This window comes from Streptomyces sp. DT224 (genome assembly GCF_049844595.1).
Lineage (GTDB): Bacteria > Actinomycetota > Actinomycetes > Streptomycetales > Streptomycetaceae > Streptomyces.
Window position 1 is genome coordinate 336,719 of sequence record NZ_JBNCLI010000008.1, and the last position, 21,751, is coordinate 358,469.

A 21,751-nucleotide genomic window follows, 5' to 3' on the forward strand; every position below is an offset into this window, starting at 1 on the left:
GCCTCACCGGACCCTGGTACGCGCGGAGGCCGCGAGGTCCTCCGGGTGGGCGAACGGACGGCCCGACGCGAAGCGCTCCACCTCGTCGACCACGGCGTCTCCGATGCGGTGCAGCTCACCGCCCATGGAGCCGGCCAGGTGCGGGGTGAGCACGACGTTGTCCAGCGACCACAGGCCGCTGTCCGCGGGGAGCGGTTCCGGGTCGGTGACGTCCAGCACGGCGTCGATCCGGCCGCTGCGCAGCTCCGCGGTCAGGGCGTCCTGGTCGACGACGGCTCCACGGGCGGTGTTCACCAGCGTCGCCCCGTCGCGCATGAGGGCGAGCAGGCCCGCGTCGATCTGCCCCCGCGTTCGTGGCGTCAGCGGCTGGTGCAGTGACACCACGTGACTGCTTCCCATGAGTTCGTCGAGCGCCACCTGCCGTGCGCCGAGGCCGCCGGCCTCCTCCGCGGTGAGGGTGGGGTCGTACAGGAGCACCTCGACATCGAAGGAGCGGAGCAGGGCGAGGACCGCGCGGCCCACGGTGGAGGCGCCGACAATGCCCACCGTCTGCCGGTAGTTGCCGGGCACGGAGTGCGTGGCCGGATGGTCCGGAACGCTCCTGGACCGCCGGTACGCCCGCGCGGTGGGCAGCGCCCGCTTGCCGGCCAGAAGGATCATGGCGAGTGTGTACTCGGCGACCGGGATGGAGTTGGCGGCCCGGGCATTGGCGGCGACCACCCCACGGGCGGCGAAGGACTCGGGGTCCTCCAGGCAGGTCGCGGCGACACCGCCCGCGTAGACCACGGCCCGCAGCCGGGAAACGTACGGGAGGTGGGCGGCGCGGACGACGGGTGCGTTCCAGCCCGCGACGAGGATGTCGGCCCCGGCCAGAATCTCCTGTGAGCGGGCGGATTCCAGCTCGGTGAGAACGAGGCCGGTGTCGATGTCGGCGGCCCGGCGAAGGCGGGCGAAGGCGTCCTCGTCGAAGAGGGAGCCGGGCAGACCGGGTGGGTTCATCGCGAGGACGGCACGTGGTCGTGTCACGGGGCCATCCCCTTCCGGGTGCGCCCGGCGGCGGCGGCGCCGTCGGCGGACCGGCCGTCGTGTCCGGACTCGGCCACGAGGCGCAGGCCGGCATCGCGCGGCCGGACGTGGGGTCCGGCCGGCTGGGCCCAGCCGGCCGTCTCCTCGAGACGCGCGATCGCGGCCTCGTCGACGGTGATGCCGAGCCCCACGGAGTCACCGAGGACGATGCCGCCGTCGGCGATCTCCTGGTCCACGGTGAGGCCCACCGGGGCCGAGGTGTCCTGCACTTCGGTGACCAGGTGGTTGGGGGTCGCGGCGGCGGCGTGGGCGAGCGGGTTGGTCTCGTATCCGACCGGGCTGACGGGCAGGTCCTGGCCGTGGGCGAGAGTGGCGACCCGGAGGAAGTGGGTAATGCCCCAGACGCTGCCGGTCTGCACCACCTGCACGGCGTCCCCGGCCAGCAAGGGCCGGAACTGCTCCAGCCCGGTCAGGTTCTCCCCGGTGGCGACGGCGGCGCGTGCGGCTCGCCCCACGGCCCGGTTGCCTGCCACATCCCACCGGCGGACCGGTTCCTCGATCCAGGTGAGATCGACGTGCTTCTCGATGCGGGCCAGCAGCCGTACGGCCTGGTGTCTGCCCCAGGTCTCGTTGACGTCGAGCATCAGGGCGGGGGAGCGGGTGGTGGCTCGTAGGGCGTCCGCCACCGCGTTCAGCCGCGTGATGTCGCGGTCGGTGTCGAGTCCGCCCTTGATCTTGCCTCCGGTGAAGCCGCGTTCGGCCCAGTCGGTGTACAGCGCGACGAGTTGCTCGTCGTCCAGGGCGATGTCCAGGCCGGAGGCGTAACCGGGAACGAAGCGGTCGGCGGCGCCGAGTGTGCGCCAGAGTGGCTCGCCCGCCATCTTCGCCTTGAGGTCCCACAGCGCCATGTCGAAGGCGCCGATGGAGCCGAACACGGACCCACCGTGTCCGGCCTTGAACGTGTGGGCCAGCATCCGGTCGTAGAGGGCGGTGACGGCCCGGGGGTCCTGACCCTCGATGGCGGGGAAGATCCGATGGGCCTCGGTGTGGGCCCCCAGGCCCACGCCGGTGAGACCGTCGTCGGTCTCGACCAGGACGACCGGGACTTCGGTGACCCCGCTTGCGACGAAGCCGTTCGCGTCCCCGACGGGGCGGCCCCAGTTGTGCACGGTCCGCAGGGACCGGTATCCGGTGATCTTCATCTGCTCCCCCTCTGAGTGCTCGTTAGCAGCCCCTGGACGGAGGCGCGGGAGGCCTCCGAGGTGGGTGGTGCGTCCCTGGACCGGTGACCCGTGGTCCGGGAAGGCCGGGCGCGGGCCGCGGGGGATGGTGCCGGGGCACGCGGCTCGCGCTCGACGACCGCGCCGTTTGCTGATGGTTCGGGGGTGTTTCCTCTTGGCGCAAGCCAGGGCGTCGCACCGTCGAGGGGGAGGCCCCGTGCCACCCCTTCAACACTCGTAACGTATCATACAAGTGACGACCTGGAAGCTCTGCGGTTACGCCGAACTCGCCTGCGCTGCACGGTTCGTGGACGACAAAAGGGCATGTCGGAGCACATGTCGTGCCCGATGCGCCCGGATCCGGCCCAGTGGGTCCGTCGCCCGCACCAAGGGGCGAGCCCGCACGCGTGGGCCGTTCGTACACGGACCGTCCCGGCCGGCCCGCCGTCCGTCCGCCGGTTCGGCTGCGCCCGGGACGTCCTGCCCACGCCTTCCGTGTTCTGCTCAGCGCCGTACGGACCGACGGGCCGGAGCATCGCGTGGGCAGCCCGGCCGTCAGCCCGAGGTGGCCGGGCCTGTGGGACCGGCGAGGTAGCCGTCCACCTCGCCCGCGGCGTGGGCGGCGAACATCGGCCCGGCGGTCTCCGGGTCCCCGGAGCGCAGGACCTCCAGCAGCTCCGAGTGGTGCTCGGCCAGCGCGCCCCAGTTGCCGTCGTAGCGGGGGTCGCCCAGTACGTGGAGATCCCAGAGGCTCGACTCGATCACGCGCCACAGCCGCAGCAGCGCGTCGTTGCCGGCGGCCGCGCAGACATGCCGGTGGAATGACATGTCTGCGCCGCGGAAGGCCGCGATGTCGCCCTTGTCCACGGCGAGGCGCAGCCGTGCCACATCGTCCGTCAGGAGCCGTGTGTGCTCGGCGTCCAGGCGGCCGGCCGTGCGACGGGCCACGTACTCCTCGAACATGACCCGGATGTCCCGCACGTCCTGGGCCTGCTGCTCGGGGATCCGCGCCACGCGCGTGCCGCGGTGCGGCTGGGAGGTCACCAGGCCCTCGTGCGCCAGTCGCTTGATCGCCTCGCGCGGCGGTGCCTGACCCGTGCCCACCCGGCGGGCGATGTCCGCCTCCACGAGGCGCTGACCCGGCGCGAGTTCACCGCTGACGATCCAGTCACGCAGCAGCGCGTACACGTGCTCCGAGGGCGGCCGGTGCGGGAGGCGGGCCGGGGACGGGACCGCGGCCGCCGTGCCTCGGCCGCCCCCGCGGCGGCGCCCGCCGCTCGGCGGCCGCGCCCCCTCGGGCAGCTCGGCGGCCTGCTCGCGCCGGATGCGCGCCACGGTGGACTGCGACAGGCCCAGGGCGTCCGACAGTGTGCGGGTGGACGGCACCGGAGTGCCGTCGCCGGACTGCGCGAGCACCTCCGCGATGCGCGCCTCCGCCTCCCGTCTGGTGACGCTGCGCGGCCGGCCCGAGCGGGGAGCGTCCCGCAGTCCGGCCACGCCCCGGCGGACGTAGCGGTCCCGCCACTTGGCCACCGTGGCGCGACTGACCTGGAACCGCTGGGCCACCTCGGCGTTGGTCAGCCCTTCGGCCAGGGCCAGGACCATGCTGCTGCGCAAACGTACGGCCCCGGGCAGCTGACGCGAGTAGTCGGACAGCGCGGCCCGGTCCTCCTCGCTGAGCTGGGGAAACACCTGCGGATCTGAAAAAGTCACGGCTCTGCCACTCCATGGTTGGGTGAATTTATGACTCGGAGGGCCACGGGAATGACGTCCCGCACACATCAACTTATTGTTCGCTCCGGCGTATTGACGGCGACCGGGCGCGAACATCTTACTTATCGTGCTCAGCCAGTGACCCACCAGATCGTGCTCCGCGAAGCCCCCCAAGGAGGAAACGCTGCGTGAACGAAGGACCGGAGGGGTGGGGTCCGGAAGAACCGGCGCCGTGTCTCCCGTCCGAACCTGAACAGCCTCCCCGGCCCGGCCAGGGACACCAGGTCCCCCGGGGACAACCGCCCCCGGTCATGACGGCCCGCGCGACGGCACCCCGTGCCCGCGCTCACCCGGCCGAACCCTTCCTGCGCCCTCCCGCGCACGTACGGCCCGGGCGGAGCCTTCCTGCTCCCTGGTGACCGGCGGGCGATGACAGACCGAACGTGAAGCCGCGATGACGTGCTCGGACGTCGTCATCGTGTGCAGGAGCACGCCCCGGTGCGGCACGGCCCGTGCCCCGCCCGGCGGCCGCACGTCCACGGCCGAACGACACAGCCACACAACGCACGTGGCAAGGAGACCTCATGCCCCTCACCACCCTCGTACGAAACAGGTCAAGACTTCCCCTGCTGCTGGCCGCCGGCGCCCTGCTGGTCACCGGAGCGACACTGAACATCCCCGACGCGCAGGCGCAGGCGACCGGTTGCACGGCAACCGACATCTTCGTCGCGCCCGACGGAAGCGACCGGGCCAAGGGCACCGAGGACAGCCCCTTCAAGACCATCGAAGGCGCCCGCGACCACATCCGCGACAAGGGCCTCAACCGCCCCGGGCGCATGCGGTGCGACATCAACGTCAATCTCCGCGCGGGCGACTACCCGGTCTCCACCACGATCGACTTCGACGACCGGGACTCGGGTGCCGACGGGCACCGGGTCGTCTACCGCTCCTACGACGGCGCGGGCAAGGCCCGTGTGATGGGCGCGGCCCCGGTCACCGGCTGGCAGGAGTACAAAGACGGCATCTACCGTGCGGACGTCGGCACGGACAAGCCCTTCTACACGCTCTTCGAGGACGGCAAGCGCGCCACCACGGCCCGCTACCCCAACCGCAAGTCCGACGACGAGTGGGCCCCCTACATGACCTCCGTGCTCGCCGAGCCGGAGAAGGAGGCCGTGCGCCAATGGCTGTACTCCAGCCCCGGCGACTGGGACGCGAGCTGGAATCTCGACCAGGCCTCGGCCGTCGTCTGGTCGGGCGGCAGCTGGAGCTGGTTCACCGACACCGTCCCGATCCGGGACTGGAACCCGGCGAAGAACCAGATGACCCTGAAGTACTGGACCCGCTATGCCCTGATGAACTCCCGCGGGGGCTCCCGGTACTTCCTGCAGAACTCGCTGGACTTCCTGGACCAGGCGGGCGAGTACTACATGGACTTCAAGAAGGGCCAGGTGTACTACAAGCCGCGTGGTGACATCAACGACGTCACCGTTCTGCGGCCCACCGTGAAGACCCTGTTCAACCTGGCCGGACCCAGCCCGGACCGGCGCGTGCGGAACCTCTCCCTCGACGGGCTCTCGCTCCAGTACACCGACTTCGTCGACTGGTACCGCTACGGCTGGATCAGCGACGGCGACTCCGGCGAAGCGCACAAGTACCCGGAGTACGACCGGCAGATCGAGCTTCCCCGCAACCGCTTCGGCGCCGTCACCGTGACCAACAGCAAGGACATCACCCTGTCCCGGCTGCACATCTCCGACACCGGTTACCACGCGGTTTACGCGCTCTTCGCCAACGACGGACTGACGGTCAGGGACAGCCTGCTGGAGAACATCGGCGGCGACGGCATCAAGGTCGAGGGCCCGTACCCGGGCGAGGGCAACACTTCCAACGGACACCTGCTGACCAACAACTACATCACCCACTACGGCGAACTGGTCCCGGGCGACGCGTCCGGCATCGAGCTCCAGAACACCGGTCACAACACCATCAGTCACAGCCACATCAAGCACAGCGCGCGCTACGGCGTGAGCCTCGAAGTGCGGCCCGAGGTCGATCCCACGGACGACTACGCCCGCGACAACACCTTCGAGTACCTGCGCATCGACCAGGCCGGACTGGACAGCGGTGACATGGGCGCCTTCTACACCTACGGAGTCAGCAACGTCGAACCGCACACGATCGACAACCACGTCCGCCAGATGGTCATCGGTGATGTGATCCCGGACAGCTCCATGCCGGACAGCGGTACCCGCGGTGTCCACATGGACGCCGGCGGCTGCGGGTTCAGCTTCGAGGACATCGAGGTCGGGAAGACCACCGACCAGAGCTACCAGAGCTACCAGTGCAACGACGTGAAGAACGCCAACTGGGAAGACGGCTACGACGCCTCGAAGATGCAGTACGACAAGATCGGTGTCTCCGCCGACTTCCCGTACCCGCTGCCCGAGGGCGACACCCAGTGACCGGTCGCTGACCGGACACCCCGAGAGGTACGGGCCCGTCCGCGGGACCGGCGACAGCCCCGCCCGGACGGCCCGTACCTCCGCACTCCCGGGGCGGGACGCGGCCGCGCCCCCGCCCCGCGACCGGCACGTCACCGCACCACACATCTGGAGGCACCCCATGTCCGAGTTGTCCCGGCGCAACCTCCTGGCCGTTGCCGGAGCATCCGCGGCGTCGATGGCCCTGAGCGGCGGAAACGCACAGGCGGCCGGAGCGGCCGGTGCCAACGCACCGGTGACCGACGGCTCCGCGCACGGTCCCCGTCCCATGCGCCTGTGGTACACGTCGCCGGCGGCGGAATGGCTGGAGGCACTGCCGGTCGGCAACGGCCGGATCGGCGCCATGGTCTTCGGCGGCACCGACACCGAGCGGCTCCAGCTGAACGAGGACAGCCTGTGGGCCGGCGGCCCCCACGACTACGTCCGTCCCGGTGCCGGAACACACCTGGACGAGATCCGCCGCCTGGTGGTGGAGGAGAAGTGGAACCAGGCGCAGCGGCTCATCGACACCTCCTTCATCGGCAGCCCCTCCGAGCAGGTCGCCTACCAGGTGCTCGGTGACCTCGAACTCGCCTTCGCCGGCACGGGCGAGGTGACCGACTACGAACGCGAGCTGGACCTGGAGACCGCGGTCACGCGCACCGGCTACACACGCGCCGGAGTCCGCCACGTTCGGGAGGTCTTCGCCAGCAGCCCCGACCAGGTCATCGTCGTACGGATGACCGCCGACACACCGGGCGCCATCGGTTTCACCGCCCGCTTCACCACTCCCCAGCGGGCGACCGGCTCCAGCGTGGACGCGCACACCGTCGCGCTCGACGGCGTCAGCGGCGACTGGTACGGCCTGCCCGGGTCCGTCCACTTCCGTGCGCTCGCCGACGCGCGGACCGAGGGCGGGCGCGTGTCCACCGCCGACGGCGTGCTGACCGTCGAGGACGCCGACAGCGTGACCCTGCTGATCTCGATGGCGACCAGTTACCGCAACTACCTGGATGCCGGAGCCGATCCCAAGGACAGGGCCCGCCGGCACCTGGCCCCGGCGGCCGCACGCCCGTACCAGCACCTGCGCGCCCGGCACGTGGCCGACTACCGGCGGCTGTTCTCCCGGGTCGCGATCGACCTGGGTCCCTCGGAGCGGACCGCTCTGCCCACCGATCAGCGCATCCCCCTCTTCGCGGACGGCAAGGACCCGCAGTTCGCCGCCCTGTACTACCAGTACGGGCGCTACCTGCTGGCCTCCTGCTCCCGGACGCCGGGCCAGGCCGCCAACCTCCAGGGCCTGTGGAACGACAGCCTCAACCCGGCCTGGGAGTCCAAGTACACCGTCAACATCAACTTCGAGATGAACTATTGGCCGGCCGGACCCGCCAACCTGGCGGAGTGCTGGGACCCGGCCGTGCAGATGGTCCACGAACTCGCCGAGTCGGGAACCCGTACCGCCAAGGCGATGTACGACGCACCCGGCTGGGTGCTGCACCACAACACGGACGGCTGGCGGGGGACCGCGCCCGTGGACGCAGCGCAGTACGGCATGTGGCCGACCGGTGGCGCATGGCTCAGCCTGATGCTCTGGGACCACTACCGCTTCACGGGTGACCGGGGTGAGCTGAGCCGCAACTACCCGGTGATGAAGGGGGCGGTCGAGTTCTTCGTCAACACGCTCGTCGTGGATGCGAAGACCGGCTGGCTCGTCACCAACCCCTCGCAGTCCCCCGAGGTCACCCATCACCAGGACGAGGGTGAGAGCGTCAGCATCTGCGCCGGACCCACCATCGACATGCAGATCCTGCGGGACCTGTTCGACGCCTACCGGAAGGCGGCACGGGAACTGGGGCGTGACGCCGGACTCGTCGAGCGGGTCAGCGAGATCCGTGACCGTCTCGCGCCCACGCGGATCGGATACCTCGGCCAGATCCAGGAGTGGCTGGAGGACTGGGAGGAGGCCGCGCTGGTCCGCAGCCGCCATGTGTCCCACCTGTACGGCGTCTTCCCGAGCGCCCAGATCAATCCGCGCACGACTCCCGAACTCGCCGCTGCCGCGGTGAAGAGCCTGGAACTGCGCGGAACGGCCGGTCAGGGATGGTCCCTCGCCTGGAAGATCAACATGTGGGCCAGGCTCCTGGAACCGGCGCAGGCCTACAAGCACCTGGCGGACCTGCTCACCCCCGCGCGCACCGCCCCCAATCTCTTCGACCTGCACCCGCCGTTCCAGATCGACGGCAATTTCGGCGGGATCTCCGGCATGACGGAGATGCTGCTGCAGAGCCACGCCGACGAGATCGCCCTGCTGCCGGCGCTTCCCGATTCCTGGCCCACCGGCTCCTTCAGCGGACTGCGGGCCAGGGGCGGATTCGAGGTCGACCTCGAATGGACGGCGGACGGGATCACGCACGCCGAGGTGCGCTCTCTGCTCGGCAACCCGGTGCGCGTCCGGACCCCCCACCCGGTGGACGTCGACGGTGCCGGTGCCGACCGGCCCGAGGAGTGCGTGGTGTCCTTCGACACCCGCCGCGGCGGACGGTACCTGCTGACCGCCCGGCCCGCGGGGCGCTGACGCGGGGGAGCAGCGCGACGACGGGCTGCGCCGCGGTTCCCGACCCCGGTGGTCGGGAGCCGCGGCGGCAGCCCGTGGGTTCGAACGCGGCGACCCGCCGGGTCACTTGAGGATTGCCCTCGCCACGTCGACATCGGTGATCAGGATGTTGGCCCATCTGCCGAGCATCGCACCGCGGATCGCGGCAGCCTTGTCCATGCCTCCGGCGACCGCGATCCGGCGTTCCACCGCCCGCAGCCGGTCGGGCTCGATACCGATAAGGCGGTCGTTGAAGCGTGCGTCGACGGCATGCCCGTCGGCATCGAAGTACCGGGCGCACACGTCACCGACCGCCCCCAGATCGCTGAGGTGCCGCTGGTCCTCGTGGGTGATCGCGTTGCCGGAGCGGCGCAGCAGAGGCGACGGGTCGAGGGTGCCGACACCGAGCAGGGCCAGCGTGAGCCGGGACCACGCCTGCATGGTCTCGGCCATCGCCGGTTCCTCCGAGAGGAGGTCACGCAGCTGCGGGCTGCCGACCAGCGCGGCGGACGGAGCGAACACCGGTCGAGCGCCTGTCAGTTCGGCGAGGCGGCTGGTCAGGCGTGTGGCGTGCAACTGTACTTCCGGACTGCCTGATCCGCCGAGGAGCTGGACGACCTCGTGGGCGACGGACGTCGTCCTGGCCCGCATGATCTTCACGGACTCCAGGAGCGTCGCGCTCCAGGAGGAGACCCCGATGGTCTCGCCCCCTTTGAGCGTGGCGTCGAGGTAGGTGGCGGTCGCGGCGGCGAGGGCCGGGATCACGTCCGTGCCCGGGCCCTCCACCTCGACCACGACGGCGTCCCGGAGCGCGAAGCGTTCGACGAGGGCCTCCTCCAGCTCGGCGTGGACGCCGTCGGGGGAGACCACCACCGTGCGCACCACACCGCGCTCGACCGCTTCCTTGAGGAGCCGGGAGACGCGGGGCTGCGACATGCTGAGCTGCGCGGCGATCTCGGGCTGCCGTACACCGCGCTCGTGGTACATGCGGGCCACCTTGACCAGCAAGCGCACATGGTCGGGTCCGGGATCCGACGATCCTGCCGCCATCGTGTCTCTCCTCTCCAGGTCCAATGTGTCCGTCGCGGTCAATGTATCGCCGGGTGAGTGCCCCGGTGAGCAGACCCTTTGCCGCGTGACTCGCCGGCACGCGCGTCGGCCGGCCACGGCGCCGCGAGCCTCCGGTGTGCGGAACGGCCCCGAAGTGCTGGCGGAGCGGGGCATACGGACGAGAATGACCCGGCACGTAGGCAAGAGGGCACCACACCAAGGTGGTTGGTATGCCGAGGACTCTGATCGGGGGACGGAACGGGCTGGATGAGCCGCTCGGCGCGGAGGCATGGGCACCGTGTGGCGGACCACGGACACCTACCGCCGGTGCCGTGTCGCGGTGAAGACGGTGACGGGTCCGGCCGAGGGCGTGACCTCGGAGCCGGCCAGCCGGTTCCGGCGCGAGTTACGGGTCGCCCCCCTTCGGCGCAACCCGCACATCGTGGAGATGCGGGACGCCGGTGAGGCGGTCGTGGGCGGGCGCCCGGTGCTCTGCCCGGTGACTGCGGAGATCCTGATGGAGCCGTTGAGCCGGGTGCTCACCGTACGAAGACCCTCGCCGGCCGAGGCTGCCCGGTGGGGCGGCGAGATCTGCGAGGCGCTCGCGGCCATGCACGGGGCGGGCATCGTGCACCGGGGCCTGAAGCCGGCGAACGTGATGATCGGCCCCGACGCGCATGTCACCGTGCTGGACTTCGGCATCGCGCGGCTCGACGCCACCGGCATCGACCCGACGACACTCGGCCGCACCGGCCACGTCCTCGGTCGGAACGACGCAGTCGGGGGAGGAGCTCCTGCTTCCCGATGCCCAGCCGGTCACGGTCAAGGCCGTCCGGGAGGCCGCCTGACGGCGCTCCCTCACGCCCTCTCGGTCATCACTCACCGGGCGGGCGGATCGACCCCAGATCGCGGGCAGCGCCGAGCCTGCGTCGCCACCGGGCCCGGGCGGCGTCACGCCGCACACGGTCCCATGCGGGTCGGCTGATCCGCACGCGGCTGTCGGCCCGTTCCGACAGTTCGTCGAGCGTCCACAGACCCAGGGCGAGCCCGGCGAGATGGGCCGCTCCCGCGGCGGACATCTCATGGTGCGCGGTGCGGGCCACGGTCACGCCCGAGACATCGGCCTGGAGCTGCATGAGGGCGTCGCTGCGACTGAGCCCGCCGTCGGCCACCACGTATCGTGTCGCAGGGAGGGCAGCGAGTACGTCCCCGACCTGGAAGGCAACTGACTCCAGCGCCGCGCGCGCCAGTTGAGCGCGGCCGGTCCCCAGATCGAACCCGGCCAGCACGGGTACCGCCCGCGCGTCCCACCAGGGAGCGCCGATTCCGCCGAAGGCCGGGACCAGCGTCACGTCACCCGCGTCGGCGCCGGCCGCGAGCCGGATCAGTTCGTCGGGGGAGGTGCCGAGGACATCTGCCAGCCAGGTGACGGTGCGCCCGGTTGAGCGGATGTTGGCCTCGTGGGCGTAGGCGGGCCGGCCGGTGGACCAGGCGATGGTGGTGCACAGGTTCTCGGCCACCCGTGGTTCCTCGGTGACGGTCATGACGGAGGAGCCGGTGCCGTAGGTGGCCTTCACGATGCCGGGACGCCATCCACCGTGTGCGAACAGCGCGGCGTGCGAGTCGCCCATCACCGCGAGCACAGGGATGCCGTCCGGCAGCGGGTCCAGCCGCCGTACCCTTCCGAACGGCCCGGTGGAGGGCACGACCCGGGGCAGCGCCCGGCGCGGTATGCCGAACAGCCCGAGCAGCCCGTCGTCCCATTCGCCGGTGGCGAGGTCGAGCAGCTGGGTCCTGGAGGCGTTGCCGATCTCGGTGACCGGCTCTCCAGTGAGCGCCTGCAGGAGGAACGCGTCCACCGTGCCCAGTCGCAGCCCGCGCGTGCGGCCGGGGTCGTGCTCGTCGAGTAGCGCAGCCATCTTCAGGGCCGAGAACATGGGGTCGAGGGGCAGGCCGGTACGCCGCCGGATGTCGTCGCCGTGACCCTCGCGCTCCAGGCGGGCCGCCAGCTCGCCACCCCGCTGGTCCTGCCAGCTGACCAGCGGGGCCACGGGCTCTCCCGTCGCCGCGTCCCACAGGACGACCGACTCGCGCTGCGTGCTGAGCGCGATACCGGCCACGCTGCGCGGATCGGCGCCCCACAGGCAGTCTGCGACGGCGGCCCGCACACCCTCCAGGAGCGCCCGGGCGTCCTGCTCCACGAGGCCGGGGCCGGGGTGCGATTGGGCCAGCGGGATCACGGCCCGGGCGACGACGTCTCCGACCGCGTCGAGGAGCAGGGCCTTGGTGGAACCGGTGCCCTGGTCGACAGCGAGCAGATGCGGTTTCATCGGGTCCGTCCCAGGACCGATCGCGCGGCGCCGGCGATCCCCTCGGCGTTGAGGCCGAAGTGGTCGAGCAGGAACGCCGCACTGCCCGTCGGCGCGAAGCCCGGAACACCCAGCATCCTCACGGGTACGGGATGATGTTCGGCCGTCACTTTCGTGACCGCGGCGCCGAGCCCGCCGGAGAGCAGTCCTTCCTCCGCGGTGACGATGGCCCCGGTCTCCCGCGCGGCGGCGACCACGGCGGCCTCGTCGAGCGGTTCGACGGACGCCATGTTGAGAACGCGGGCCGACACGCCCTCCGCGCCGAGGACGCGGGCGGCCTCCAGCGCACGCGAGACCATGGTGCCGACGGCGATCAGAGTGACGTCCCCGCCCTCGGTGAGGCGCGTGGCCCGACCGGCGTCGAACCCCGTGCCCTCCGGCATGACGGCGGGCACCTTGAACCGGGGGACGCGAATGTACACGGGCCTGCCCGACGCGGCGGCGTAGCGCATCGCGCCACGGGTCTCGGACGGGTCGGCCGGAACGAGGATCTCCAGGCCGGAGACCGCGCGCATCCACGACAGGTCCTCGATCGAATGGTGGGTGGGTCCCAGTTCGCCGTACGCCATGCCCGGGCTCTGGCCGCACAGGACGACATGCCGTCGCGTGTAGGCGATGTCCGCCTTGATCTGTTCCAGCGCGCGACCCGTGAGGAACGGCGCGGCTGCGGACACGAACGGGACGAATCCCGCATTGGCGAGCCCCGCGGCTACACCGACCATGTCCTGCTCGGCGATACCGACATTGATCAGCCGGGTCGGGAACTCCTCCCGGAACCGTACGAGGTTGCTGGAGCCGACCGAGTCGTTGCACACCGCCACGATCCGCTCGTCCGCATGCGCCAGGGCGGTCAGCTCGGCAGCGAAGTCCACACGGCAGTCGTACAGCACCTTCTCCCGCGCGAGGCTGTTCACCGGCCCAGCTCCGCAAGTCCGATGCGTACCTGTTCGTCGGTGGGTACTTTGTGGTGCCACTCGACCCGGTCCTCCATGAACGAGACGCCCTTGCCCTTCACCGTCTGCGCGATGACCGCGACGGGGCGCCCCGTGGTCGACGGTGCGTACGCCTCTTTGATCGCCCGGTGGTCGTGACCGTCGATGACGCGGACCTCCCACCCGAAGCTCTCCCACTTCGCGCCGAGGGGTTCCAGGGCCGAGGTGTCCTCCGTGCGGGCCCCCTGCTGGAGTCTGTTCCGGTCCACCACGGCGGTGAGGTTCGCGAGGCCGTAGTGGGCGGCCGTCATGGCCGCCTCCCAGTTGCTGCCTTCCTGCATCTCACCGTCTCCGAGGACGACGACGGTTCGCCAGCTCTCCCCCCGCAGGAGCGAACCCAGCGCGATGCCGGTGGCGACGGGCAATCCATGACCGAGCGGACCGGTGTTGGTCTCCACGCCGGGCACCTTGAGCCGGGCGGGGTGGCCGTTCAGGGGCGACAGCGGTGCCATGAACTCGCGCAGCCGAGCCCGTGGGAAGAACCCGCAGGAGGCGAGGGTCGAGTACAGGGCCGCGGTGCAGTGTCCCTTGCTGAGCACGAAGCGGTCGCGCCGCGGGTGGCCCGGCTCGTCCGGGTGCATGCGCAGGGTCCCCCACACCGCGGTGACCAGCAGATCGGTGACGGAGAGGTCGCCGCCGACATGCCCCATCCCCGCCGCCTGGATCGTGGTCAGGACATCGCTTCGTACGGAGGCGGAGAGTGCGGCGAGTTCGGTGGCTGCCTCGGTGGGCGAGGCGGCGCGCAGGCGCGCGCCGATCCGGTGGTACGCGCGGGCCGCGGGTGCGTCGACAGCGAGCGGGGCGGTGGGCTGTGCTGCGGCGGTCACGCGGGCTCGCTCTCCGACTCGGCGAGGGCACGGAACAGTGCCCGCTTCGCGAGGCGCTGGGCGCCGAGCGCGTCCTGCGAGGCCTGAGCGGCGGCCAACGCCTCGCGGTCGAGGTAGCCGAGGGCGTGGTGGAAGGCGCGCATGGTGCGGATACCGGCGCGCGCGGCCTCGACGGGGTCCTCGCGGAAGGGGAACTGGTCCAGCTGCCACACCCCGTCCCACCCGGCGTCGTGCAGGGCGAAGAAGAACTCGAACGTCTCGAGAAGGTGGACGGATCCGACGACCATGTCGTCGTCCCAGCCACGGAAGTTGTCGTTGACGTCGATGGCGAAGAGCTTCGAGCGGGCGATCGCCATCCGGGCGGCCTCCGCGGGGGTCTCGCCCCCGTACAGGGAGTGCCCGAAGTCGAGCAGCACCCCCACGTTGTCCACTCCCATGTCCTCGATGGCGAGAAGGGTCCGCGCGACGGACGAGAACACCATCCGGTTGCGGGGCTCACGCGGCTTGTACTCGATGGCGAACTTCATGTCGGGGAAGGTCTGGGCGAGTTCGCGCAGCGCTCCCACCGACTTGGCCCACAGGTCCGTGTAGTCGGCCTGGAAGGGGTAGTCGTACCCGTCCTGCCCCGGCCAGATCTTCACGTACTCGACACCGAGTTCGCGCCCCACCTCGGCGGAGGCGGCGACCAGGTCGATGGCCTGGCGGCGCACGGCCGGGTCCGGGTTGGTGAAGCCACCCCGGGCGAACCTGCCGGTGTAGAACTCAGGGGTCACGGCGATGGCCCGCAGCTTCTGTTCGGCCAGTGCGTCGCGTACCTCGGCGGTGCTGATGTCCCCAGGCGGGAAGGGCCAGTTGAGGTCCAGCACGGACAGGTCGCCGACGGCGCCGGCCAGCTTGATGGCGTCCAGGACGGTGCGGGGTTCGCCGTATCCGTCGGTGGCGTACCGGTCGACGTACGTGGCGAAGTGCCAGACGCCGGCGCCGTAGACCGGTTCACCCGGACTCGGTGTGTGAATATCCATGCGAGGGTGAGTGGACATGCGCATCAACGTACGAAGGTGCCTCAAGTGCGTCAACCCCCCGTGCAGCGAAAGCTGTTGGGCAGGGCCGGGGAGGCCTCCAGGGTTGAGCGCCGTCCTGGAGGCGGCCGTTGACCATGACGTGCCGCATGGTCAGGTCGTCCACGGACTCGAGCAGGATGTCCTGCGCGGTGTCGTCGAGAACCAGGTGCTCCAGGGTGACGTCGCTGACAGGCGCCTCGGGCCGGGCCCCTACGCGCACCGGGTATTCGCAGGGGCCGCTCGCGCCGCGGTCGGCGGCTGCCGCGCCGCCGGAGTGGGCCAGCGGGAGCGCGGCGGCGGCCAGGGCGCCGAAGCGGAGGAGTTGTCTGCGTACCGGAACACATCATGGATGTCTCCCTCGGTGAGCTGGGTGGGGTCCGCGGTCGCTTCACCGCCCCCGAGAGGCGTCCGCCCCGGCTGTCCGGTCGGGGCCCGCCCCCGCGACAGCGCTGCGTACCGGAGGGACGCCTGGTGCCCTTCGGTGCTGCCCGCACGCCGGCCACCGACCGGCCGGGGTTCAGGCGGAGGCCGGCCCCGTGTCTCCGACGTGCAGCGGCGTCCAGACCCGCATCGCGCCGTCACCGCGGTTGTCCCACAGGTGGTAGGGCACCGCGGTGGCGATGACGGGCCGTGCGGTGTCCGCCGCGGCCGGGCCGCCCAGCGTGCGGTAGGGGAGCCCCGCCTCATGGGCCCCCGACACGGCGACGGCGGGGGCCCGCAGGGTGACCGCAGGGCCCAGACCGTCCAGATCGCCGTGCGTGACCTCCTCGAAGACCGTGCCGGGGAGGATCGCCAGGTCGTCCACCTCGACGCCGTCCTGCTGGTCCGTCTGCTCGAAGCAGTAGACCAGCGGTCCGCGTTCGACGGCGGCGCAGCCACGCACCGCGTCGACGCGCGGGTGCGGGAGGGTCAGCCGGGGGGTCATGTCGAGATGCAGCACCACGGTGTCCCCGGTCCGCCACTCACGCTCCACCAGCGCGTACCCGTCCCGGTCGGCTGTGACCGCGACGTCCGTGTGGTCCGGAGTGTCCAGCCGGGTCGGGGCGGACCATGGCGGCACCCGCAGCGCCAGCGCCCACGGTCCTTCGGGTGCCTCGGCGACGGTGATCGCGACACGGCCCTGCCAGGGGTAGTCCGTCTCGACCCGCAGCGCGATCCGGCCGCCGGCGAACGGAGCGGCCAGGGAGAGCGGCGCGTACTGGTGCAGATGCACGGTCGGCACACCGGCGTGCTCGGAGACCGTCGCGGCGTAGTGTTCGAGGGAGGCGACCAGCCGGGTGACCGCCGGCGGACAGCAGGCGGAGAAGAACCACTCGTCGCGGCAGCGTGGATCGCCGACCGCCTCGGCGTGGTCGACCCGGCGCTGGAGCGGGTTGCCCTTGTAGTAGGTCCGGCCGTCGGCCGAGCGTGCGGCGGCGAAGGCGTTGTAGAGGGTGCGCTCGATCAGGTCGGCGTACCGTGCCCGGCCGGTGGCCAGCAGCAGCCGCCAGCTCCACTGGATGCTCGCGGCCGACGCGCACGTCTCGTTGTACGAGAGGTCCGGCGGGAGTTCGTACCGTTCGCCGAACACCTCGCCGACCTGGCGGGAGCCGAGGCCACCGGTCAGGGACGTCCGGGCGGCGACCATGTCCAGCCAGCGGCGCTCCGAGGCATCCAGGAGGGAGGCGTCGCCCGTCTCCGAAGCGAGGTCGACGACCCCCGCCTCCAGGTAGAGGCCCCGCACCGCGTGACCGGTGACCGTCGGCGCCTCGCGCACCGGCAGATGGTCCTGACGGTGCCTCGCGCCGTGCTTGTGCGCGCCGACCAGCCCGCGTCCGCGCCGCTCCACGAAGACGGAGGCCAGCGCGAGATGGCGTTCCTCGCCCGTCGTCCGGTACAGCTCGACGAGCGCGGTCTCGATCTCGGGATGGCCGTCCAGTCCGGGTCCCTCGTCCTCCAGGAACACATCGGCGAGGTGGTCCGCGAACCGGCGCGCGACGTCGAGCAGCGCGGTGTCGCCGGTGGCGCGGTGGGCGGCCACGGCGGCCTGTATCAGATGGCCGGCGCAGTACATCTCATGGCTGTCGACCAGCCGGGTGTAGCGCTGATCCGGCTGCTGCACGGCGTAGGCGGAGTCGAGATAGCCGTCGTCCCGCTGGGCGCGGGCCAGCAGCCGGGTCGTGTCCGCGAGGAACCCGGCCAGATCGGGGTCGTCGACGGACGCGAGTTCCCAGGCCGCCGTTTCGAGGACCTTGTACACGTCCGAGTCCATGTAGACGGGACCGCGGTGCTCACCGGCAGCCTCCCCCGCGGCGATCCGGAGATTGTCCAGATTGCCGGCGCGCTCCAGCCACTCCCGGGCGAGCGGCAGACTGACGGCGCGGTTGACGTCGCGCCACCGGCGCCACGGTCCGCCGGTCAGCTCTGCTCGCTCCAGCCGGAGCGGATGGTGTGCGGTGCGCGCGTTGCTGGTGGGTACCGCAGGTCCCGACATGGTCTCCCCTAGATGGTGGGACGGGCTAGGAAGGCGATGGTCTGGTCACGCACCCGCAGGATGTGCGCCTCCAACAGGTCCCGGGCCGCCGACCGGTCGCCCCGTTCCAGCGCGTCGACCACGGCGCGGTGTTCCGAGACGGCACTGTTCAGCCTGGACGCGGTGATGGGGGCCTCCATGCCGGTGCGGGTCACATGGATGCTGAGATGCAGATCGTCATGGAGCTCCAACAGCCGAGGGATTCCCCCCAGTTCCACCATGGCGCGGTGGAACCGGCCGTCGTTCTCCCGGAAGTCGATGTAGCGCGTGTGGTCCTCCACCGACTCTCGGGCCAGGACCTCGGCCTCGTCCACGAGTTCGCGCAGCCGGCGCGGCGGCTGCCGGTCGGTGCGCTCCCCGAAGAGGCGTAGGGCGTGCGACTCGAGCATCAGCCGCAGCTCGAACAGTTCGTAGATGCTGGACAACGAGGGAATGGCGACGGTGAAGCCGGCGACGGGGTCGTAGGCGAGCAGGCCGCGCTCGTAGAGACGGCCGACCGCGCTGCGCACCGGGGTGCGGCTCATCCCCAGCCGCCGGGCGAACTCCCGCACAGGGACCGGCTGGCCGGGAGCGGGGTGCTCCTTCGTCAGCCAGTCCACCAATGCTTTGCGCGCCCGGTTCTCCAGGCTCTCCTCTGCCGCGACGGCAATCGACGACGTGGCCGGTTCGCGTGGGGTCGAATCCGCCTTCGGTGGGGTCATGCCGTCCTCCTGGCACTCCGTGACTGTGGTCCGGGCCACCGTACCGTTCGCCCCGCACGCCCGGGACGAATGGTATGCCACTGGTAGGCCAAGTGTCCGCCCGTTGGGCGAGATCGCTACCGCGGAAACCTCGACGGGGGCGTCGGGCCCACCGGGGCGGACTCCCGCGGTTGCCGGGCGCCGGGGGAGTACTGCTCCGCGGGATGCGGTCGGACCAGACGGCGGAGGGTGCCTCGCACCGCCACGACCAGCGGTTCCCAGGGGAGGCGTCCGTCCGGGCAGGTGCCGGACCGTGGCAAAGAGGCCCGGTCGGTCCGGCTGGTCCGCCTTGTCCGCGTCGGTCCCCAGTCGTCGTGCGGGCCGTCGTTCCGGCGCTGTACAAGGGGTGTTCACCCTGCGGGTCATGTGCTTCCATCGCTGGCATGCCATAGGTATGCCGGGATGAGGAGCCGCTCCCATGCGAACGAAATTACGTCAGCTCGTTGCCCTCGTACGACCGGTGCTCCGCGCCGGTTCCGTCCTCGCCGTCCTGCTCGCCCCGACGGCCGTGCCCCTGCCCGCGGTGGCCGGGGTCCTGCCCGACACCCCAGGAGCGCCCGCCGCGGTCGCCCCCAGCGGGACCGAACGCGCCGTCTGCGCCGACACACCCCTGCGTCTCACCTTCGACTCGCACGTCCGGGTCGGAGCCGCGGGCCGCCTGACCGTGCACCGCCCCGACGGCAGTGCCGTCGACACTATCGATCTCGCCGACCCGGCGACGTACCAGCGTCTCATCGGCGGGGCGCGCTCCGACTACGGCGAACCGCATCGCTGGACCTACGAGCCGGTCGTCGTCGAGGGCCGCACCGCCACCGTCCTGCTGCACCGCCCCCTGGAACCGGGGAAGCAGTACTACGTCACCATGGACCCGGGCTTCTTCGAAGGGCGCGCGGGTGTCGCCTCGCCCCGCACCTGGCGGTTCCGCACCTCCGCCACGCCCCGCCCCGGCACCGCGGAACTGCACGTGGACGCAGACGGCGGCGGCGACTTCTGCACCGTGCAGGGCGCCGTCGATTTCGTCCCGGAGGGGAACGAACAGGAGACCACGATCGAGGTGGCCTCCGGCACCTACCGGGAGATCGTCTACATCGGCCCGAGCCGGCCGCACCTGCGGGTGAACGGCTCCGGAGCGGGTCGCACCGTCGTCGCCTACCCCAACAACAGCGTGCTGAACGGCGACTCAGCCATGGCCGACGTGCCCCCGGAGCAGAGCTACTGCCCGCGACGGGTACTGCCGCAACCGGACCGGTTCAATTGCTGGCGTGCCGCGTTCGGCGTGGACGCCGACGACTTCCGGCTGCGGAACATCACCGTGCACAACCTCACCCCCGACGGCGGCTCGCAGTCCGAGGCGTTCCGGGGCAACGGCGACCGCATCATCCTGGACCGGGTGCGCATCCTCAGCCACCAGGACAGCCTCCGTCTCCAGGGGCGCGCGTACGTGACCGACTCGTACATCGAGGGAGACGTCGACTTCGTCTGGGGGACCGGCGGTGTGTTCGTTCGTGACTCCGAACTCAAGGCGCTCGACCTCGGATACATCAGCCAGGTCCGCAACGCTCCCGACGGGCCGGGCGTGGTCTTCTCCGGCACCCGGCTCACCCGCGCGCCGGGCGTGGCCGACGGCAGCGTCCTGCTCAGCCGTATCGACAGCCGTTTCCCCGCCAGCCAGGCCGTCTTCATCGACACCGCCATGGACGCCCATGTGGCGCCCGTCGGCTGGGGCCTGACCGGCTTCGACTGCACGACCGGTCAGCAACTGCGCTTCTGGGAATACGGCAGCACAGACCTGCGCGGGGCTCCGAAGGACACCTCGCAGCGACTGTCCTGCTCACGGCAACTGACCGACGCCGAGGCGCTCACCTGGCGCGACCCGGCGACCCTGCTGGACGGCTGGGACCCGTCCGCCACGACCGGCCGCGGCCGGGGAAACTGAGGTGCCCACCATGACGAACGTCAGCCGCAGAGCCCTCCTGGGAACGGTGGGCGCCGCCGCGACCACCGCAGCCCTCGGAACCGGCACCGCCCGGGCGCAGAGCGCCGCGCCGGCGGCCGGCCCCGCGCGCCCCCGCCCGGTGGCGCCCGTCAACCAAGAGGTGGCCGCCGCCCACAGCATCGACTACAAGGCCCTGCCCCAGCAGGTCGTCGGGGTCGACGTCGAGCAGTTGATGACCGTGCACACCGAGGCGGACGTGGAACGGCTCCGCGCCCAACTAGTCGCCGAGGTCTGGAAGTCCGCCGACGGCCGGCTGCCCGACACGCTGCCCGAGGTCGAACACGGCGTCGTCGTACCCGAACTGCCCGCCTTCACCGGGCTCCGGCGCGTCGACCGCCTCACCGTCACCCTGCCGTACGACCTGAAATCCATCGTCTACCTGCTGCTGCCGCGCCGCCCCGCCGCCCACGGGCGCTTCGCCCTGTACCACAACGGACACGGCGAGACGCCCGAGACCATGCAGCGCACCGCACAAGCCCTGGTGGACGCCGGATACGGCGTACTGCTGTGCGCCATGCCGCTCTACCACTGGAACCCCAAGCAACTGCGCAGTCCCACGGACCCGGACACCTTCGTGACCCCGGAGAACCACAACGACTTCGGCACCTGGGAGAGCGCGGAGTTCTCCACCCTCCGGTTCTTCCTGGAACCTCTCACGGTCGCCGTCAACCACGTCACCCGGACCTACCGGCCCCCCTCCCTCCAGATGATCGGCTTGTCCGGCGGCGGCTGGACCACCACGATCTATCCCGCGCTCGACCCGCGCATCACCCGCAGCTACCCGACGGCCGGGTCACTGCCGTTCTTCCTGCGCTCCGCACCGCCCAAGCCGAGCCCGACCACGGGTGACTGGGAGCAGCGGCTCGACCGGCACCCGGTCTTCTACGGGATCAGCGACTTCCCCGACATCTACGCGCTGGCCTCCGTCGGGCGGCACCGCCGGCAGATGCAGGTCCTCAACCGGTTCGACGCCTGCTGCTTCAACGGCGTCGGCCACCGCAGCTACGAACCCGTCGTGCGCCAACGCATCGAGGTGGTCGGCAACGGCCACTGGGAGCTTCTGGAGGACGCCACACACGGCGAGCACGCCATCAGCCCGCACGCGCTCGACGTCATTCTCTGGGACCTCGACGTGAACTGCTCCGACGAGCCCTGATCCGTGCCCGCCC

15 protein-coding genes are annotated in these 21,751 nt (G+C 71.2%); 5 read left to right on the plus strand and 10 right to left on the minus strand.

Features of this window, described 5'->3' with window-relative positions; genetic code table 11:
• Window positions 1-3 precede the first annotated feature (3 nt).
• The 3 genes from ACLQ2N_RS22090 to ACLQ2N_RS22100 form a co-directional block, all read right to left on the minus strand.
• Window positions 4-1,026 (minus strand): hydroxyacid dehydrogenase, encoded by a 1,023-nt coding sequence (locus ACLQ2N_RS22090; protein ID WP_425815606.1) that lies wholly within the window; start codon window positions 1,024-1,026, stop codon window positions 4-6.
• Entirely contained in the window at window positions 1,023-2,228 is a 1,206-nt protein-coding gene (locus ACLQ2N_RS22095) for a mandelate racemase/muconate lactonizing enzyme family protein (RefSeq protein WP_425815608.1), read from the minus strand. The genes ACLQ2N_RS22090 and ACLQ2N_RS22095 overlap by 4 nt, the downstream gene beginning before the upstream one ends.
• A 573-nt stretch (window positions 2,229-2,801) precedes the next feature.
• Window positions 2,802-3,959, minus strand: coding sequence for a GntR family transcriptional regulator (locus tag ACLQ2N_RS22100; RefSeq protein WP_425815610.1), 1,158 nt, complete (start codon window positions 3,957-3,959; stop codon window positions 2,802-2,804).
• A gap of 584 nt (window positions 3,960-4,543) precedes the next feature.
• Between ACLQ2N_RS22100 and ACLQ2N_RS22105 the strand changes: the two genes are divergently transcribed.
• The gene (locus ACLQ2N_RS22105; RefSeq protein ID WP_425815612.1) at window positions 4,544-6,424 is read left to right on the plus strand and encodes a right-handed parallel beta-helix repeat-containing protein; all 1,881 of its coding nucleotides are present in this window, start codon (window positions 4,544-4,546) and stop codon (window positions 6,422-6,424) included.
• 160 nt (window positions 6,425-6,584) lie between these two features.
• A complete protein-coding gene (locus ACLQ2N_RS22110) occupies window positions 6,585-9,017 on the plus strand; it encodes a glycoside hydrolase family 95 protein (RefSeq protein WP_425815614.1) in 2,433 nt (810 codons plus the stop codon).
• A gap of 102 nt (window positions 9,018-9,119) precedes the next feature.
• On the opposite strand, the gene ACLQ2N_RS22115 is transcribed toward ACLQ2N_RS22110, so the two are convergent.
• Window positions 9,120-10,085 carry a sugar-binding transcriptional regulator gene (locus ACLQ2N_RS22115; RefSeq protein WP_425815616.1) on the minus strand — a complete coding sequence of 322 codons (966 nt, stop codon included), beginning with the start codon at window positions 10,083-10,085 and terminating at the stop codon, window positions 9,120-9,122.
• Window positions 10,086-10,374: 289 nt separating this feature from the next.
• Between ACLQ2N_RS22115 and ACLQ2N_RS22120 the strand changes: the two genes are divergently transcribed.
• Window positions 10,375-11,070 carry a protein kinase domain-containing protein gene (locus tag ACLQ2N_RS22120; RefSeq protein ID WP_425815618.1) on the plus strand — a complete coding sequence of 232 codons (696 nt, stop codon included), beginning with the start codon at window positions 10,375-10,377 and terminating at the stop codon, window positions 11,068-11,070.
• On the opposite strand, the gene ACLQ2N_RS22125 is transcribed toward ACLQ2N_RS22120, so the two are convergent.
• The 6 genes from ACLQ2N_RS22125 to ACLQ2N_RS22150 form a co-directional block, all read right to left on the minus strand.
• Entirely contained in the window at window positions 10,961-12,415 is a 1,455-nt protein-coding gene (locus ACLQ2N_RS22125) for an FGGY family carbohydrate kinase (protein WP_425815620.1), read from the minus strand. The two genes, ACLQ2N_RS22120 and ACLQ2N_RS22125, sit on opposite strands and share 110 nt — an antisense overlap.
• Window positions 12,412-13,368, minus strand: a complete 957-nt coding sequence (locus tag ACLQ2N_RS22130) for a transketolase family protein (protein ID WP_425815622.1) — start codon at window positions 13,366-13,368, stop codon at window positions 12,412-12,414. The genes ACLQ2N_RS22125 and ACLQ2N_RS22130 overlap by 4 nt, the downstream gene beginning before the upstream one ends.
• On the minus strand, window positions 13,365-14,273 hold the full coding sequence (locus ACLQ2N_RS22135; RefSeq protein ID WP_425815624.1) for a transketolase: 909 nt from the start codon (window positions 14,271-14,273) through the stop codon (window positions 13,365-13,367). Before ACLQ2N_RS22135 ends, ACLQ2N_RS22130 begins: the two co-directional genes overlap by 4 nt.
• Complete coding sequence (locus tag ACLQ2N_RS22140; RefSeq protein WP_425815626.1) at window positions 14,270-15,313, minus strand: TIM barrel protein; 1,044 nt, start codon at window positions 15,311-15,313, stop codon at window positions 14,270-14,272. Before ACLQ2N_RS22140 ends, ACLQ2N_RS22135 begins: the two co-directional genes overlap by 4 nt.
• A 538-nt stretch (window positions 15,314-15,851) precedes the next feature.
• Window positions 15,852-17,807, minus strand: coding sequence for a glycoside hydrolase family 127 protein (locus ACLQ2N_RS22145; RefSeq protein ID WP_425815628.1), 1,956 nt, complete (start codon window positions 17,805-17,807; stop codon window positions 15,852-15,854).
• Between the two features lie 8 nt (window positions 17,808-17,815).
• A complete protein-coding gene (locus ACLQ2N_RS22150; protein ID WP_425815630.1) occupies window positions 17,816-18,547 on the minus strand; it encodes a GntR family transcriptional regulator in 732 nt (243 codons plus the stop codon).
• 457 nt (window positions 18,548-19,004) lie between these two features.
• On the opposite strand from ACLQ2N_RS22150, the gene ACLQ2N_RS22155 reads away from it, so the two are divergent.
• Complete coding sequence (locus ACLQ2N_RS22155) at window positions 19,005-20,522, plus strand: pectinesterase family protein (protein WP_425815632.1); 1,518 nt, start codon at window positions 19,005-19,007, stop codon at window positions 20,520-20,522.
• A gap of 10 nt (window positions 20,523-20,532) precedes the next feature.
• The gene (locus ACLQ2N_RS22160; RefSeq protein WP_425815634.1) at window positions 20,533-21,738 is read left to right on the plus strand and encodes a hypothetical protein; all 1,206 of its coding nucleotides are present in this window, start codon (window positions 20,533-20,535) and stop codon (window positions 21,736-21,738) included.
• Window positions 21,739-21,751 lie beyond the last annotated feature (13 nt).

Bases quoted from the DNA above. Each gene is read 5' to 3' on its own strand.
- ACLQ2N_RS22095 (WP_425815608.1), bottom strand. From the start codon at position 2,228: ATGAAGATCACCGGATACCGGTCCCTGCGGACCGTGCACAACTGGGGC.
- ACLQ2N_RS22105 (WP_425815612.1), top strand. From the start codon at position 4,544: ATGCCCCTCACCACCCTCGTACGAAACAGGTCAAGACTTCCCCTGCTG.
- ACLQ2N_RS22110 (WP_425815614.1), top strand. From the start codon at position 6,585: ATGTCCGAGTTGTCCCGGCGCAACCTCCTGGCCGTTGCCGGAGCATCC.
- ACLQ2N_RS22115 (WP_425815616.1), bottom strand. From the start codon at position 10,085: ATGGCGGCAGGATCGTCGGATCCCGGACCCGACCATGTGCGCTTGCTG.
- ACLQ2N_RS22120 (WP_425815618.1), top strand. From the start codon at position 10,375: ATGGGCACCGTGTGGCGGACCACGGACACCTACCGCCGGTGCCGTGTC.
- ACLQ2N_RS22125 (WP_425815620.1), bottom strand. From the start codon at position 12,415: ATGAAACCGCATCTGCTCGCTGTCGACCAGGGCACCGGTTCCACCAAG.
- ACLQ2N_RS22140 (WP_425815626.1), bottom strand. From the start codon at position 15,313: ATGTCCACTCACCCTCGCATGGATATTCACACACCGAGTCCGGGTGAA.
- ACLQ2N_RS22145 (WP_425815628.1), bottom strand. From the start codon at position 17,807: ATGTCGGGACCTGCGGTACCCACCAGCAACGCGCGCACCGCACACCAT.
- ACLQ2N_RS22150 (WP_425815630.1), bottom strand. From the start codon at position 18,547: ATGACCCCACCGAAGGCGGATTCGACCCCACGCGAACCGGCCACGTCG.
- ACLQ2N_RS22155 (WP_425815632.1), top strand. From the start codon at position 19,005: ATGCGAACGAAATTACGTCAGCTCGTTGCCCTCGTACGACCGGTGCTC.
- ACLQ2N_RS22160 (WP_425815634.1), top strand. From the start codon at position 20,533: ATGACGAACGTCAGCCGCAGAGCCCTCCTGGGAACGGTGGGCGCCGCC.